Consider the following 14,009-nt stretch of genomic DNA (forward strand, 5'->3'; position numbering starts at 1 on the left):
GCAGGTTGCGCTCGTGATCGGTCAGCTTCTGCGCCCAGTCGCGGCAATCCTCGCCGAGCGGCACCTCCTCGGGCAGCCAGTGGAGCTGCTGCTGGCGCTTCCAATATTCGAACGCCCACGGGTATTCGAACGGCTTGTACTGGCGGGAGGCTTCGAGGAGCGACATGGGGAGTCCTTCAGGCGGCGATGGCGAATAGGGTGGAATAGGGTGCCGTTCCCCGGCCAAAGCCGGGGTCCAGTCCGAGGCGTGGGGCCGAGGCCCCGGCCTGCGCCGGGGACCGGGCCGGGGTTGTGCCGAAACGCGAAGTCGTGCGTTCTGCCCCCCGAACCCCCCACGAAGGAGATTGACCATGGTCGATGCGACCCAGATCAAAGAACATGCGAACGTGATCGGTGCGGACGGCGTCCATCTCGGCACCGTCGACCATCTCGACGGCGAGCGCATCAAGCTCACCAAGGCCGACAGCGCGCAGACCGAAGACGGGCAGGGCGCCAAGCATCACTATATCCCGCTCGGCCTCGTCGCCGAGATCGAGGACGGCACCGTGCGGCTCAGCGCCAATGCCGACGTCGCCTACGATCTGTTCGAAGAGGCCGAGTGACGCCTGCATCTGCGAGAATATAGGCGTTTCGGCGTAGGACCCCAACCCCTCTCCGCGCAGGAGAGGGGTTTCTGGCGCGCCTTCGTCCTTCTCGTCATCCTGACGACGGTCAGGATCCAGACGCGCAGCGCTTGAGGTGGAAGCGTTGCGCGTCTGGATCCCGAACCAAGTTCGGGATGACGAAGAAGGGGGCGCCCTCCTCATTTCCCCGCATCCTTGACGGCGAGATCGAGCCGATCCGCATAGGCGTTCAGCACCGCCGCGACCTTCGTCACATAGGCGGTCGCGTCGGCGAAGCGGCGCTGTTCGATGCCCTCGCGGATGCCGGGCAGCGTCTTGGCGCCGTAACCGGTGAGCGTGCCCGGCGCGTAGATCATGTTCTGATACCAGGGCCGCGACGGCAGCCCGGCCGGATCGAGCAGCAGCTGGTCGACCCCGCGCAGATCCGCGTCGAGCTTGGCGCGGACCGCCGGCGACAGCGTGTCCGCCTTGGCGACGACCGCATCCGCCGCACTCGCGGAGCGCATCAGGCGATCCGATGCTTTTTCGAGTAGCAGCATGTCGATCAGCGGTGTCGTCGGCTTCACTGCGGGTGCGGTGGTCGGGTCGGTCTGATCCGCGCCGATCTTGAAGTCGCCCGCCGCCGACAATTCCTCGCGCGACAGATCCTTGCTCCGCTGATCGTCGGCAAGTTTCTTCACCTCGCCGACATAGCGCGCGATCGTGCTCGCCATGTCCGCGTAGCGCGCCGGGCCGACATCGGCGTCGGCCGCGCGCATCACCAGCCGCCCGGCCAGCTTCGACAGCACCGCGCCGTAGATCAGCCCGGGATCGTCGAAATGGGTGACGTGGTAGAAGCTGTCGTAGACCGAATGATAGGAGCCGCCCGAGGCCTCCTCGCCGCCGAATTCGAGATTCATCGACGGAATGCCGAGATGCTGGAGGAAGCTCGAATAGTCCGAGCCCGAGCCGAGCGCACCGACCGGCAGATCGCCGCCCGCCTTGGCCGCCTTGATCTCGGTCGCGTCGCCGTCGCCGCTGTCATAATTGTTGGCGAGTAGGTGGGCGCGCTTGCGATCGAGCACCGAGACGCCGGTCTCGGGGTCGGTGACGTCGCGCGCCGCCTGGTTGATAAAATGCTGGAGGTCGTGGCTCGCCTCGGCGCCGAGGAAGCCGCGCTCGGAGACGTCGGTGTTGATGTACAGCACCGCCTTGCGCTGGAGTTCGGCGGCATGCGTCTCGACCCATTCGGTCGAGCCGAGCAGGCCCGGCTCCTCGCCGTCCCAGCTGGCATAGACGATCGTGCGCGCCGGTCTCCAGCCGCTCTTGGCGAGCGCGCCCAGCGCCTTGGCCTCGGACAGCATCGCGACATGGCCCGACAGCGGATCGGACGCGCCGAACACCCAGCCGTCGCGGTGGTTGGCGCGGATCACCCATTCGTCGGGGCGGCTTTTGCCCTTCAGCATCGCGATCACGTCATAGAGCGTCTTCATCGACCAGTCGGATTTGACCGCGAGATGCGCGGTCACCGCATTGGTCCCGCCATAATGGTAAGCAAGCGGGAGGCCGCCGCGCGCCTTGCCCGTGGCGATCGGCCCTTCGAGGCCGGCGAGCAGCTTGGTCGCATCGGCATAGGAGATCGGCAGCGTCGGAATTTTCAGGATCGTCGGCGCGGTCTCGCGGGTCAGCCGCTTGGCATCGGCGGTGGCGCCCACGCCCGGGGTGAGCGGATCGCCCGGATAGGTCGTCATGTCCTGCACCGAGCCGCGCTGGACGCCATTTTCGGGCCGCCCACCGCCGCGCGGATAGGCGTCGTGCTCGCCATAGCCGTCGTTCGCCGGATCGGAATAGATCAGGCAGCCCGCCGCGCCATGTTCCTGCGCCAGCTTGGGCTTGAGCCCGCGCCAGCCCGCGCCGTAGCGCGCGAGCACGATCTTGCCGCGCACGTCGATCCCGCGGCGGGCCAGCGCGTCGTAATCGTCGGGCATGCCGTAATTGACGTAGACGACGGGTGCGGTGACGTCGCCGTCGCCCTGATAGGCGACATAGGGGGGGAGCGCGCCCGCGGTGTTGGACGAGGTCTCGTCGCCCGGCACCGGCGGCTCCTGGCCGCCCAGCACGACGTGCTGCGGGGTGATCATCTCGATCGTCGTCGAGATCGGCGTCGGATAGAGCACCGAGAAGGTCTCGATATGCGCGTCCCAGCCCCAACTCTTGAACAGAGCGAGCGTGGTCTCGGCATTCTGCCTGTCGTGCGGCGAACCGACATGGTTGGGGGCGGAAGAGAAATCCTTGAGCCAAGCGAGCTGGTCGGTGGCCGAGATCGCGGCGTCGAAGCGCGCTTCGGTGGCATGCGCATCGGGCGCTGCTGCAAGGGCGAGCGTGTTGCCGAAGGTCAGCGAGAACAGCGCCGCGCCGGCAAGAAGCTTACTGGTGATCGTCATGTCGGTTCGTCTCCCTGAAGCCGCATGCCCCGCGGCCCACTTCACCACTCCGTTCGTCCTGAGCGCAGTCGAAGGACAGGCTGCAAACGCCGCGCCTGCCACACGCACTTCGACTTCGCTCAGTGCGAACGGATCATTATCCGCTCGGTTACCTGTCACCGTTCGTCCCGAGCGAAGTCGAGGGACATGCTCTGAACACCAGGCTCGCTTCCCGGTGCCTCGACTTCGCTCGGCACGAACGGGTGGAGGCTCAGGTCCTCACTGGCACGCCAGAGTGTCCAGTGCCGGTGATCCGGGGGATCACTGGCACGCCAGACACTCGTCATAATCGGTCTCGGCGGCATCGATCTGCTTGAGCTCGATCGTGTTGTCGCTCTCGACCCCGCCCGCGAAGCCCGCGCGCTGCACCGACTTGGAGCGCAGATAGTAGAGCGACTTGAGCCCCAGCTCCCACGCGCGGAAGTGGAGCATCAGCAGGTCCCACTTCTCGACGTCGGCGGGGATGAACAGGTTGAGCGAGGTCGCCTGGTCGATGTACGGCGTGCGGTCGGCCTGGAGCTCGATCAGCCAGCGCTGGTCGATTTCGAAGCTGGTTTTGTAGCAATCCTTCTCCTCGGTGTTGAGGAAATCGAGATGCTGCACCGATCCGCCGCGCTCGAGGATGGTGTTCCACACCGCGTCGCTGTCCTTGCTCTTGGTCGCGAGCAGCTTCTGCAGATAGGGGTTCTTGATCGAGAACGATCCCGACAGCGTCTTGTGCGTATAGATGTTGGCGGGCACCGGCTCGATGCACGCCGAGGTGCCGCCGCAGATGATCGAGATCGACGCGGTCGGCGCGATCGCCATCTTGCATGAGAATCGCTCCATCACGCCCTGGTCGGCGGCGTCGGGGCAGGGGCCGCGCTCGTGCGCGAGCTGCATCGAGGCCTCGTCCGCGCGGCCGCGGATGTGGCGGAACATCTTGATGTTCCAGCTCTTCGCCATCGCACCCTCGAACGGCAGGCCGCGCGCCTGGAGGAAGCTGTGGAAGCCCATCACGCCCAGCCCCACCGAGCGTTCGCGGCTCGCGCTGTAGCGCGCACGCTCCATGCCCGGCTCGGCGCGCTCGATGAAGTCGGTCAGCACATTGTCGAGGAAGCGCATCACGTCCTCGATGAACTGCGGGTGGCCGTTCCATTCGTCCCACATCTCGAGATTGAGCGAGGACAGGCAGCAGACCGCGGTGCGCAGCTCGCCATATTGGTCCTTGCCGGTCGGCAGCGTGATCTCCGAGCACAGGTTCGAGGTCGAGACCTTGAGGCCGACGTCGCGCTGGAACTTGGGCATGGTGCGGTTCACCGTGTCGGCGAACACGATGTAGGGCTCGCCGGTCGCGAGGCGAACCTCGACCAGCTTCTGGAACAGCGCGCGCGCGTTGACCTCGCCGCGGCGCGAGCCGTCCTTGGGCGACTTGAGCTCGAACTCGGTGCCGTCGCGCACCGCTCGCATAAATTCGTCCGTGATCAGCACGCCGTGGTGGAGGTTGAGCGCCTTGCGGTTGAAGTCGCCCGAGGTCTTGCGGATCTCGAGGAATTCCTCGATCTCGGGGTGCGAGACATCGAGATACACCGCCGCCGAGCCGCGGCGCAGCGAGCCCTGCGAGATCGCCAGCGTGAGGGAATCCATCACGCGGACGAATGGGATGATGCCTGAGGTCTTGCCGTTGAGGCCGACCGGCTCGCCGATGCCGCGGACATTGCCCCAATAGGTGCCGATGCCGCCGCCGCGCGAGGCGAGCCAGACATTCTCGTTCCAGGTCTCGACGATGCCGTTGAGGCTGTCGGGCACCGAATTGAGGAAGCAGGAGATCGGCAGCCCGCGCCCGGTGCCGCCGTTGGACAGAACGGGGGTCGAGGGCATGAACCACAGCTTGGAGATGTAATCGTACAGCCGCTGCGCATGCGCCTGATCGTCGGCATAGGCAGACGCCACGCGCACGAACAGATCCTGATAGCTTTCGCCGGGCAGCAGATAGCGATCGTCGAGCGTGTTCTTGCCGAAATCGGTGAGCAGCGCGTCGCGCGAATGATCGACCTCGACCGGATAGGGCAGCGGGCGCGCGCCCTGCTCATGGCCGGCGTCCGCCACGCGGGCCTCGTCGAGGCGCAGGGATTCCAGGGTCGTGGCGTCGGTCATGCTCATCTCGCTACTGCCGGAAAGGTCCATTGCTCAACGCTCCCGTTCTATCTTCGTTCGACTCGGAGCCCGCAGGTTCAGAGTAGCACCGGGGGCGCCAAAGGCGAGCATGTTCTCCGTTCGTCCCACAGCGGGGCCGTCCGTGCCGGGGTTTGCGATGGCCCGGTATCTGCTCGATCTTGTATCGGGCCCCTCAGCGCGACACCACGGATAGTGCCTCCGCCCGAGTCGCAGCACAAGAGCCATATTTTCACAGGCATGCCGTCGGGAGGGTTGACGTGGATTCGAGTGCCCGTTTTCCGGCGCGTCGCGTAGCTATCGAAAACTGTGGATTAAAATGAGACGCGCCTCGGTGTCGCCAGACCGTTTACCCTATGCGCCCAGTCGATGGCGCCGTTCGCGATCCTGTCATCGATTGGTCGAAGCGCTCGCCTGATCTACAGCGCGAGCAGGATCAGCGTTGCCGCCGCGATCGCGACGGCATCCTCGATCAACGCGGCCGGGCGATCGTTGACGAAGGCCCGCGCAAGATTGGCGCGGAGCGCAGCACCGCCGAGCGTGCCGACCACCGCCCCGATCGCGCCGAGCAGCGCGCCGACCAGTCCCTGTCCCGCAGAGGCGCCGATCGCCGCGCCGCACAGCGCGCCGCTGGCGATCCGTGCGGCAAAGGCGGGCGGCGTCTTGCGGCTGGGCGTCGTGGGCAGCTTGTCGCCGACCAGCTCGCCGAGCGCGAGCAGCGACAGCAGCCAGGGCGTCCAGCGATAGCCGAGAAAGGCGAGGAACGGCGCGTGCAGGTCCAGCCAGCCGAACCGCGCCGCCCAAGCGATTGCAGCCGGCGCAAGCAGGGCACGCAATCCCGCAATGACTCCGATCAGCAGGGCGAGGATATCAAGCATAGGCGACTCCAACCGTGGCCGCCGCGGATGTGAAGCCGATGCCCGATAACGCGCCGGCCGGTGCAGGCTAGCGGATCGGAACGGAGGTGTCACATCCTTCCCGCATATCAGTGATGCGCGGGGGACTTGACGATCGCTGCGCAATGTATATCTGCCCATGCAGATAGTGCAGGAAAAGACGAATGGCCATTCTCTCGCTCGATGACTGCTCGGCTAACCGGTCGCCCGGACGGCTGTTGCGGCGCATCGACAAACTCATGACGGCGCATGTCGAGTCGCGCTTCGCGTCGCCCGATCTCAGCTTCATGCAATGGGTCGCTCTCAAGGTGGTGCGCGACGGCACCGCGGGCAATCCCGGCGAACTGGCGCGCGAGCTGTCGATCACGACGGGCGCGACGACACGGATGATCGACGTGCTCGAGCGGCGCGGACTGATCGAGCGCGACCGGGGCGCGGCGGACCGCAGGGTGGTGCGCCTGGCGGTGACCGAGGCGGGGATCGCCAGCATTGCGGCTCTGCAGGGCAATGTCGTCGCGGCCTGGAACGAGGTCCTCGTCGATTTCGAGCAAGCGGATGTCGATCGCGTGATCGCCGACCTGATGCGACTGCTCGCGGCGGTCGAGCGTGTTGTCGGGACGGACGTGGCGATGGAGGCCGCAGAATGACCCGTCTTCTCGCCTTCCCGCTGGTCGCCGCGACGCTGCTCGCCGGCTGTGCCGCGGTCCCGCACGTCCAGCCGCAGGTCGCCGAGCTCGCGCCGCAGGCGGTCGGGCTCGATGCCGCCACCGCGACGATCGCCGCCGACTGGTGGACCGCGTTCGGCGATCCGCAGCTCGATCGGCTGGTCGCGATGGGGTTGGCGGGCAATCCCTCGCTCGACCAGGCGCTGGCCCGCGTCCGTTTCGCCGAGGCACAGGTCGAGGTCGAACATGCCGGGCTGCTGCCGCACGTCAACGGCTCGGCGCAGGTCAACCGCGCGCATATCGGCAGCAAGCTGCTGCCGCCGCCGATCGGTGGCAGCAGCGCCAATCTCGCGCTCGCCGGCGGCAGCCTGAGCTGGGACCTCGACCTGTTCGGGCGCCAGCGCGCCGCGGTGCGCCAGGCCGGGGCGTCGGCCGACGCCGCGCGGCTCGACGTCGCGACCGCCCGGCTGATGCTGTCGGTGTCGATCGCGCAGACTTATGTCGGCCTCGCCCGCGCCGAGCGGCTGATCGAGGTCGCCGACGGTTTCGTCGCGACGCGGCAGCGCGCGCTCGGCTTCACCCAGTCGCGGATAAAGAACCAGCTCGCCAGCAAGTTCAACCTCGACCAGGCGCAGACGCTGCTCGCCGAGGCGCAGCAGGCGCGGACGCAGGCGGTCCAGCAGCGCGACGTGCTCGTCCATGCGCTTGCGGCGCTCGCCGGGCGCGGCGCCGATTTCTACCCGCAGATCGCCAAGCCCAAGCTGGCGCTCGATCGCGCGCCGACCGTGCCCGAGCTGTTGCCCGCCGACCTGCTCGGCCGGCGCCCCGACCTGCTCGCCGGCCAGGCGCGGATCGAGGTGGCGGTGCAGGGCCGCAAGGTCGCGCGTGCCGCCTTCCTGCCCGACGTCAGCATCAGCGCGCTGGGCGGCCTCGCCGCGATCGGGCTGGGTGATTTTTTTACCGGCGGCGCCGGCTCCTATGCGGCCGGCCCCGCGCTGTCGGTGCCGATCTTCGAGGGCGGGCGGCTGCGCGCGCAATATAAGGGCGCGACCGCCGATCTCGACGGTGCGGTCGCGAGCTACAACGACGCGGTGCTGGGCGCGGTCCGCGACGCCTCCGACGCCGTCTCCAACGTCCGCTCGACCGACCAGGACCTCGCCGACGAAGCCCGCATCGTCCAGGGCCTGCGCGACACCGTCACGCTCGATCAGGTGCGCACGCGGACCGGGCTCGGCTCGCAGCTCGATGCGGTCGACTCGGGCTTCCGCCTGCTCGAGGCCGAGCAGAATCTCGTCACCTTGCAAGCGGATGCGCTGACCCGCCGCATCCAGCTCGTCGCCGCGCTCGGCGGCGGCTTCGATTTCCACCAGCCGCTCGCCGCGGCCTCCGTTTCGGACACGCACTCATGACCGACAACAGCCCGACCTTCGATCGCGACGACAGCGCCGACGAGACGCCGACCGAGCGGCTCGCCGACCGCATCGCCGAGGAACGGCGCGATCTGCCGCCGCCGCCGGTGCCGCCCAAGTCGCGCGTGCGCCGCACCGCCTTCCTGATCCTCGGCGCGGTCGTGCTGATCGGCGCGATCGTCTATGTCGTCAGCCTGTTCCTGGCGCCGCCGAGCGAGAATACCGACGATGCCTATGTCGGCGGCAATGTCGTCGCGATCACCGCGCGCGAGGGCGGCACCGTGCTCGCGCTCCATGCCGACAACACCCAGCATGTCGCCGCCGGCGCGCCGCTGATCGACCTCGATCCCGCGACCGGTGATGTCGGCCTGGCCTCCGCCGAAGCCGATCTTGGCAGCGCGGTGCGGCTGTTCCGCTCGAACAATGCCGGCGTCGACGAGGCCTCGGCCGAAATCTCGACCGCTGAGGCCGAGCTGTCGCGCGCGCGCAACGACTATGGCCGGCGCAAGGCGGCCGCCGCCGACGGCGCGGTGTCGGGCGAGGAACTCAGCCACGCCGCCGACGCGGTCACCACCGCGCAGGCGGCGCTGACGCTGGCACAGGCCAAGCGCGCGCAGCAGGCGAGCGCGGTGCAGGGCACCAGCGTCTATGACAATCCGGCAGTGATGGCCGCCGCCGCGATGGTCCGCCGCGCCGCGATCAGCCGCGCCTATATGAGCATCGCGTCGCCGGTTGCGGGTGTCGTCGCGCAGCGCACCGTCCAGCTCGGCCAGCGCGTCGCGCCGGGCACGCCGCTGATGGCGGTCGTCCCGCTCGACAGCCTGTGGGTCGACGCCAATTTCCGCGAGACCCAGCTCCAGCATCTGCGCGTCGGTCAGCCGGCAACGATCACCGCCGATGTCTATGGCAGCGCGGTGACCTTCCACGGCAAGCTGCTCGGCCTGGGCGCCGGCAGCGGCAACGCCTTCTCGCTGCTGCCGCCGCAGAACGCGTCGGGCAATTGGATCAAGATCGTCCAGCGCGTCCCGGTCCGGATCGCGCTCGACCCCACGGAGCTCGACAAGCATGCGCTGCGCATCGGTCTGTCGGTCAACGTGACGGTCGATACCAGCGTGCGCAGCGGGCCGATGGTCGCAGCCAGCACGGCCCCGGCCGGTGGCGTCCAGCAGAGCGTCGACGGCGGCCCGCAGGTCGAGGCGACGATCCGCCGCATCATCGCCGAGAATATGGGCCGTCAGACCCCGGGCGCGGCGCGGTGAGCGGGCCGGGCGGCCAGGCCGGCGGCACCGCGCCGCTGACCGGCCTGGCGCTGGCGATCACCTCGATCGCGCTCGCGCTCGGCACCTTCATGCAGGTGCTCGACGGCACCATCGCCAACGTCTCGCTGCCGACGATCGCGGGGAATCTCGGCGTCTCGACCGACAACGGGACCTGGGTGATCACCTCGTTCGCGGTGGCGAACGGCGTCACCGTGCCGCTCACCGGCTGGCTGATGGGCCGGTTCGGCGTGGTGCGTACCTTCGTGGTGTCGGTGGTGCTGTTCACGATCGCCTCGCTGCTGTGCGGGATCGCGTGGAGCCTGCCGTCGCTGATCGGCTTCCGCATCCTCCAGGGCGCGGTCTCGGGGCCGATGATCCCGGGCAGCCAGGCGCTGCTGATCGCGATCTTCCCGCCCGACAAGCGCGGCACCGCGCTCGGGATCTGGGCGATGACGACGCTCGTCGCCCCCGTGCTCGGGCCGGTGATGGGCGGCTATATTTCGGACAATTATCATTGGGGCTGGATCTTCCTGATCAACGTCCCCGTCGGAATCGCGACCGCGCTGCTCAGCTGGCGCTTCCTCGCCAGCCGCGAGACGCCGACGCGCAAGCTGCCGATCGACAAGGTCGGGCTGGCGCTGCTCGCCTTCTGGGTGTTCAGCCTGCAGACCGTGCTCGATCTCGGCAAGGACCGCGACTGGTTCCACAATCCGATGATCGCGGGCCTCGCGGTGTGCGCCGTGATCGGCTTCATCGCCTGGGTGATCTGGGAGCTGACCGAAGCGCAGCCCGTCGTCGACCTCTCGCTGTTCAAGCGCCGCAACTTCGCCTTCGGGGTGATCGCGCTGTGCCTGGGCTATGCGCTGTTCTTCGCGAACAACCTGCTGCTGCCTTTGTGGCTGCAGGAGCAGATGGGCTATACGGCGACCTGGGCGGGGTTCGTGGCCGCGCCGAGCGGCGTCGTCGCGGTGATCGCGACGCCGTTCATCGGCAAGCTCAAGATCGACGCGCGCTGGCTGGCAAGCGGCGCCTTCCTCGCCTTCGCCGCCTCCTATTTCCTGCGCTCGCATTATACGCCGGATGCGAGCTTCTGGGTGCTGACCGTGCCGCTGATGCTGCAGGGGCTGGCGATGAGCATGTTCTTCGTGCCGCTGCTGACGATCCTCCTGGATGGCATCCCGCCCGAGAAGCTGCCGTCGGCGAGCGGAATCTCCAACTTCGCGCGGATCACCGCGGGCAGCTTCGCCGCCTCGCTGATCACCACCTTCTGGGATCGCCGCGAGGCGCTGCACCAGACCCGGCTGGTCGAGGGCGCGACCGACTATTCGCCGATCTACCGCCAGGCGACCGACCAGATGCAGGCGTACGGCATGAGCCCGCTGCAGGCGGCGGGATCGGTGATGCGGACGACGATCAACCAGGCCTATCTTCTGTCGACGCTCGAGATGTTCTGGATCTGCGGCTGGATGGCGGTGATCTGCTGCGGGGTGATCTGGATCACGCGCAAGCCCGCGCCCAGCGATCATGTCGTGGCGGCGGATTGACTATCATCCTCCCCATAGCAGATGGGGAGGGGGACCATCCGCAGGATGGTGGAGGGGCGTCCGATCTTTGAGCCGGGTGCTCGCCAGCGACGTGGTCTACCCCTCCACCACTCGCTGCGCGAGCGGTCATCCTCCCCGTCAAAGACGGGGAGGATGAATCTATCCAAACCGCTCCGCTGCGTCCTGGATCGCCGCATAGACCGCGTCGAGATCGGCCTCGTCGATGCAGTAGGGCGGCATGACGTAGACCGTGTTGCCCATCGGCCGGACGAGCAGGTCTCGGTCGCGAAAGTGGGCGGCGAGTGCCGGGCCGATCGTGGCGAGATAATCGCTCTCCGACGAACCTATTTCGCACGCCGCTATCGTGCCGAGCCGCCGCGCGTTGCGCACGCCCGTCAGCGCCGCCAGCCGCGTCGCCTGCCGCGCCGCCAGCGTCGCGATGCGTTCGCGCACCGGCTCGTCGCGCCACACCGCGAGATTGGCGGCGGCGGCGGCGCACGCCAGCGGGTTGGCGGTGTAGCTCGACGAATGGAAGAACATCCTGGCCTTGTCGGTCGACCGGTGCGCTTCGAAGATCTCGGGGGTCGCGAGCGTCACCGCGAGCGGCACGCTGCCCCCGGTCAGACCCTTCGAGAGGCAGAGGATATCGGGCACCACGCCGGCCTGCTCGCACGCCAGCAGCGTACCGGTGCGGCCCCAGCCGGTCATCACCTCGTCGGCGATGAACAGAACGCCGTGCGCCGCGCAGATCGCACGCATTTCGGCGAGCACGGCCGCGTCGTAGAGCAGCATGCCGCCCGCGCCCAACACCAGCGGCTCGACGATCAGGGCGGCCGGCGCGGCGCGGCATTCCGCCTCCAGCGCATCGAGCGTGTTCTGCCCGTCGCCGACCGGGAAGGGCAGCGTGCCGACGTCGAACAGCAGCGGCGCATAGGCCTGATTGTAGACGCCGCGCGCGCCGACCGACATCCCGCCGATCGTGTCGCCATGATAGCCATGGTCGAGCGTCAGGATGCGATGCCTTGGCTCTCCCCGGTTGAGCCAGAAGCCCAGCGCCATCTTGAGCGCGACCTCGACCGCGGTCGAGCCTGAGTCCGAATAGAAGACGTGCGCGAGCGGCGCCGGCATCATCGCGATCAGCCCCCGCGCGAGCTCCTCGGCCGGCTCGTGCGTCCAGCCGGCGAAGATGATCTGGTCGAGCTTCTCCGCCTGTGCGCGGATCGCGGCCATGATCGCCGGGTGGCAATGGCCGTGCGTCGTCACCCACCAGGACGAGATCGCGTCGACGATCCGTCGCCCGTCCCGCGTGTAGAGCGCCGCGCCCTCGCCGTGCGTGACGAGCGGGATCGGCTCGTTCAGGCCATGCTGGGTGAAGGGATGCCAGACCGGGGAGGCTCCGCTCATGCTAGCTTCCCGTTCGTCCCGAGCGAAGTCGAGGGACGTGGCGCCGGTGCCTCGACTTCGCTCGGCACGAACGGTTTCACGCGAAATCCTCGATCCGGAACTGGTCGGCGAACGCCGCGCGCAGGCTGGCCGCGTCGAGCGGATCGAGGATCGGCAGGCGCCCAAGCCGCTTGACCCGGCCGATCGCGGCGATCGTCGCTTCATTGTCGTCATTGGCATCGCCGACGAACGCGACGCCCAGGATCGGCACGCCCCGGGCGCGCAACGCCTCGATCGAGAGCAGACTGTGGTTGATCGTGCCGAGCCCGGTCCAGCTGACCAGCACGACGGGCGCCGCCCAGCGCGCGAACAGGTCGGCGAACAGCAGGTCGCGCGTCACCGGCACGAGCACGCCGCCCGCGCCCTCGATCACCAGCGCGCCGTCGGTGGCGGGCGGCATCAGGCGGTCGGGATCGATCGTCACGCCGTCGATCTCAGCGGCGCGGTGCGGAGACAGCGGCTGAGTCAGCCGATAGGCCTCGGGAAGCACCCGCGTCACACCCAGCGAGACGACGGTGTCGGCATCCGCACCGTCCTCCAGCCCCGATTGGATCGGTTTCCAATAGGCCGCCCCCAGCGCGCCGGCGAGCGCCGCCGAGAAGACGGTCTTGCCGATGCCGGTATCGGTGCCGGTGACGATCAGGCGAGTCATGTCGTCGTTTCTTGTCGCCCGGCGCCGCCGATGCAAGTGGCGACGACATAGCGCGCGGTCGCACCCGCCGCATCGAAGCGCGCCATTACGGTACGCAGCTGCGCCGGCGTCAGCGGACGGTGGCCGGGGCGCGGCGTCGCTGCGCCGATCGCCTTGACCGAACGCAGGAAGTCGTGGGCATCGGCGTGCTGGACCGGCAGTGTCTCGATCGCGACGTCCAGACCGATCGCGGCGAGCCGTTCGACCGTCGGATAATCCGCTGTGCCGGACGATAGGTCGCCATGCGCCGCACGCCATTCGGCGAAGCTGCCCGCAGCAAGCGTGGTGAAGGCGATCTGCCCGCCCGGCGCCAGCAGGCCCCGCCAGCGGTCGATCGCAGCGGGAAGGTCGGCAAACCATTGCGCGGCCAGGCTGGAGACGATCAGGTCGAAGCTGCCTGCGTGTCCGGGCGCTTCGCCATCGAGGATCGCATAGTCTATCGCGCTACGGCCGCCGAAACGATCGCGCGCGCGCGCGAGCATGGCGGGCGCGACGTCGGTCATCAGCCAGCGCGCGCTGGGCAGGCGATCGATCAGCGCGGCGCCGAGGAAGCCGGTGCCGCAGCCGATCTCGAGCACCCGCAATCCGGGCGGCGGCGCAAGCGCGACCACCTGATCCGCCAATCGTGCCGCGACGATGCGCTGCACATCGGCATGCGCGTCATAGTCTGCAGCGCGGTCGAAGGCCTGTACGATGCTCATCGCGGCTTGTGCGCGACGATCGCGTCGGCGAGCCGATCGATGTCGGCGGTCGCGTGGGTGGCGCGGAGCGCGAGCCTGAGCCGGCTGGTGCCGGGGGGCACCGTCGGCGGCCGGATCGCCGCGGCGAGCAGTCCGTCGGCCGCCAGCGCCCCGGCCAGCGCC

At 68.4% G+C, this 14,009-nt stretch carries 12 protein-coding genes; 5 read left to right on the forward strand and 7 right to left on the reverse strand.

From position 1 onward, the window contains the following. Positions 1 to 166: ribonucleotide-diphosphate reductase subunit beta (locus Q0326_RS09485; RefSeq protein ID WP_298689550.1), on the reverse strand; the 166-nt coding region annotated here is incomplete at its 3' end. A gap of 184 nt (positions 167 to 350) precedes the next feature. On the opposite strand from Q0326_RS09485, the gene Q0326_RS09490 reads away from it, so the two are divergent. Next, on the forward strand, positions 351 to 602 hold the full coding sequence (locus Q0326_RS09490; protein ID WP_298689529.1) for a DUF2171 domain-containing protein: 252 nt from the start codon (positions 351 to 353) through the stop codon (positions 600 to 602). 200 nt (positions 603 to 802) lie between these two features. Here Q0326_RS09490 and Q0326_RS09495 read toward each other — a convergent pair whose 3' ends face one another. The 3 genes from Q0326_RS09495 to Q0326_RS09505 form a co-directional block, all read right to left on the reverse strand. Then, positions 803 to 3,046, reverse strand: a complete 2,244-nt coding sequence (locus Q0326_RS09495; RefSeq protein ID WP_298689531.1) for a transferrin receptor-like dimerization domain-containing protein — start codon at positions 3,044 to 3,046, stop codon at positions 803 to 805. Between the two features lie 300 nt (positions 3,047 to 3,346). Continuing rightward, complete coding sequence (locus tag Q0326_RS09500; protein ID WP_298689533.1) at positions 3,347 to 5,251, reverse strand: ribonucleoside-diphosphate reductase subunit alpha; 1,905 nt, start codon at positions 5,249 to 5,251, stop codon at positions 3,347 to 3,349. 407 nt (positions 5,252 to 5,658) lie between these two features. Beyond that, the gene (locus tag Q0326_RS09505; protein WP_298689535.1) at positions 5,659 to 6,117 is read right to left on the reverse strand and encodes a DUF4126 family protein; all 459 of its coding nucleotides are present in this window, start codon (positions 6,115 to 6,117) and stop codon (positions 5,659 to 5,661) included. A 182-nt stretch (positions 6,118 to 6,299) separates the two neighbouring features. Here Q0326_RS09505 and Q0326_RS09510 point away from each other — a divergent pair, with 182 nt between their 5' ends. The 4 genes from Q0326_RS09510 (at position 6,300) to Q0326_RS09525 (ending at position 11,012) form a co-directional block, all read left to right on the forward strand. Next, entirely contained in the window at positions 6,300 to 6,782 is a 483-nt protein-coding gene (locus tag Q0326_RS09510; RefSeq protein ID WP_298689537.1) for a MarR family transcriptional regulator, read from the forward strand. Beyond that, positions 6,779 to 8,209, forward strand: a complete 1,431-nt coding sequence (locus Q0326_RS09515) for an efflux transporter outer membrane subunit (protein ID WP_298689539.1) — start codon at positions 6,779 to 6,781, stop codon at positions 8,207 to 8,209. The genes Q0326_RS09510 and Q0326_RS09515 overlap by 4 nt, the downstream gene beginning before the upstream one ends. Continuing rightward, positions 8,206 to 9,468 (forward strand): HlyD family efflux transporter periplasmic adaptor subunit, encoded by a 1,263-nt coding sequence (locus Q0326_RS09520; RefSeq protein WP_298689541.1) that lies wholly within the window; start codon positions 8,206 to 8,208, stop codon positions 9,466 to 9,468. Before Q0326_RS09515 ends, Q0326_RS09520 begins: the two co-directional genes overlap by 4 nt. Positions 9,469 to 9,557: 89 nt before the next feature. Then, complete coding sequence (locus tag Q0326_RS09525; protein WP_298689553.1) at positions 9,558 to 11,012, forward strand: DHA2 family efflux MFS transporter permease subunit; 1,455 nt, start codon at positions 9,558 to 9,560, stop codon at positions 11,010 to 11,012. Positions 11,013 to 11,171: 159 nt separating this feature from the next. On the opposite strand, the gene Q0326_RS09530 is transcribed toward Q0326_RS09525, so the two are convergent. The 3 genes from Q0326_RS09530 to Q0326_RS09540 form a co-directional block, all read right to left on the reverse strand. Further along, a complete protein-coding gene (locus Q0326_RS09530) occupies positions 11,172 to 12,416 on the reverse strand; it encodes an adenosylmethionine--8-amino-7-oxononanoate transaminase (protein ID WP_298689543.1) in 1,245 nt (414 codons plus the stop codon). Positions 12,417 to 12,492: 76 nt separating this feature from the next. After that, positions 12,493 to 13,107: a dethiobiotin synthase gene (bioD, locus tag Q0326_RS09535; protein WP_298689545.1), complete on the reverse strand. Its 615-nt coding sequence runs from the start codon at positions 13,105 to 13,107 to the stop codon at positions 12,493 to 12,495. Beyond that, positions 13,104 to 13,847 carry a methyltransferase gene (locus Q0326_RS09540; protein ID WP_298689548.1) on the reverse strand — a complete coding sequence of 248 codons (744 nt, stop codon included), beginning with the start codon at positions 13,845 to 13,847 and terminating at the stop codon, positions 13,104 to 13,106. Before Q0326_RS09540 ends, bioD begins: the two co-directional genes overlap by 4 nt. Positions 13,848 to 14,009: the final 162 nt, after the last annotated feature.

The organism is uncultured Sphingomonas sp. (assembly GCF_937859915.1).
Classification (GTDB): domain Bacteria; phylum Pseudomonadota; class Alphaproteobacteria; order Sphingomonadales; family Sphingomonadaceae; genus Solisphingomonas.

Excerpts from the sequence above, each read along its gene's own strand:
- Q0326_RS09525 (WP_298689553.1), top strand. The coding sequence starts at position 9,558 with ATGCAGGTGCTCGACGGCACCATCGCCAACGTCTCGCTGCCGACGATC.
- Q0326_RS09505 (WP_298689535.1), bottom strand. The coding sequence starts at position 6,117 with ATGCTTGATATCCTCGCCCTGCTGATCGGAGTCATTGCGGGATTGCGT.
- Q0326_RS09530 (WP_298689543.1), bottom strand. The coding sequence starts at position 12,416 with ATGAGCGGAGCCTCCCCGGTCTGGCATCCCTTCACCCAGCATGGCCTG.
- Q0326_RS09490 (WP_298689529.1), top strand. The coding sequence starts at position 351 with ATGGTCGATGCGACCCAGATCAAAGAACATGCGAACGTGATCGGTGCG.
- Q0326_RS09520 (WP_298689541.1), top strand. The coding sequence starts at position 8,206 with ATGACCGACAACAGCCCGACCTTCGATCGCGACGACAGCGCCGACGAG.
- Q0326_RS09500 (WP_298689533.1), bottom strand. The coding sequence starts at position 5,251 with ATGGACCTTTCCGGCAGTAGCGAGATGAGCATGACCGACGCCACGACC.
- bioD (WP_298689545.1), bottom strand. The coding sequence starts at position 13,107 with ATGACTCGCCTGATCGTCACCGGCACCGATACCGGCATCGGCAAGACC.
- Q0326_RS09515 (WP_298689539.1), top strand. The coding sequence starts at position 6,779 with ATGACCCGTCTTCTCGCCTTCCCGCTGGTCGCCGCGACGCTGCTCGCC.
- Q0326_RS09540 (WP_298689548.1), bottom strand. The coding sequence starts at position 13,847 with ATGAGCATCGTACAGGCCTTCGACCGCGCTGCAGACTATGACGCGCAT.
- Q0326_RS09495 (WP_298689531.1), bottom strand. The coding sequence starts at position 3,046 with ATGACGATCACCAGTAAGCTTCTTGCCGGCGCGGCGCTGTTCTCGCTG.
- Q0326_RS09510 (WP_298689537.1), top strand. The coding sequence starts at position 6,300 with ATGGCCATTCTCTCGCTCGATGACTGCTCGGCTAACCGGTCGCCCGGA.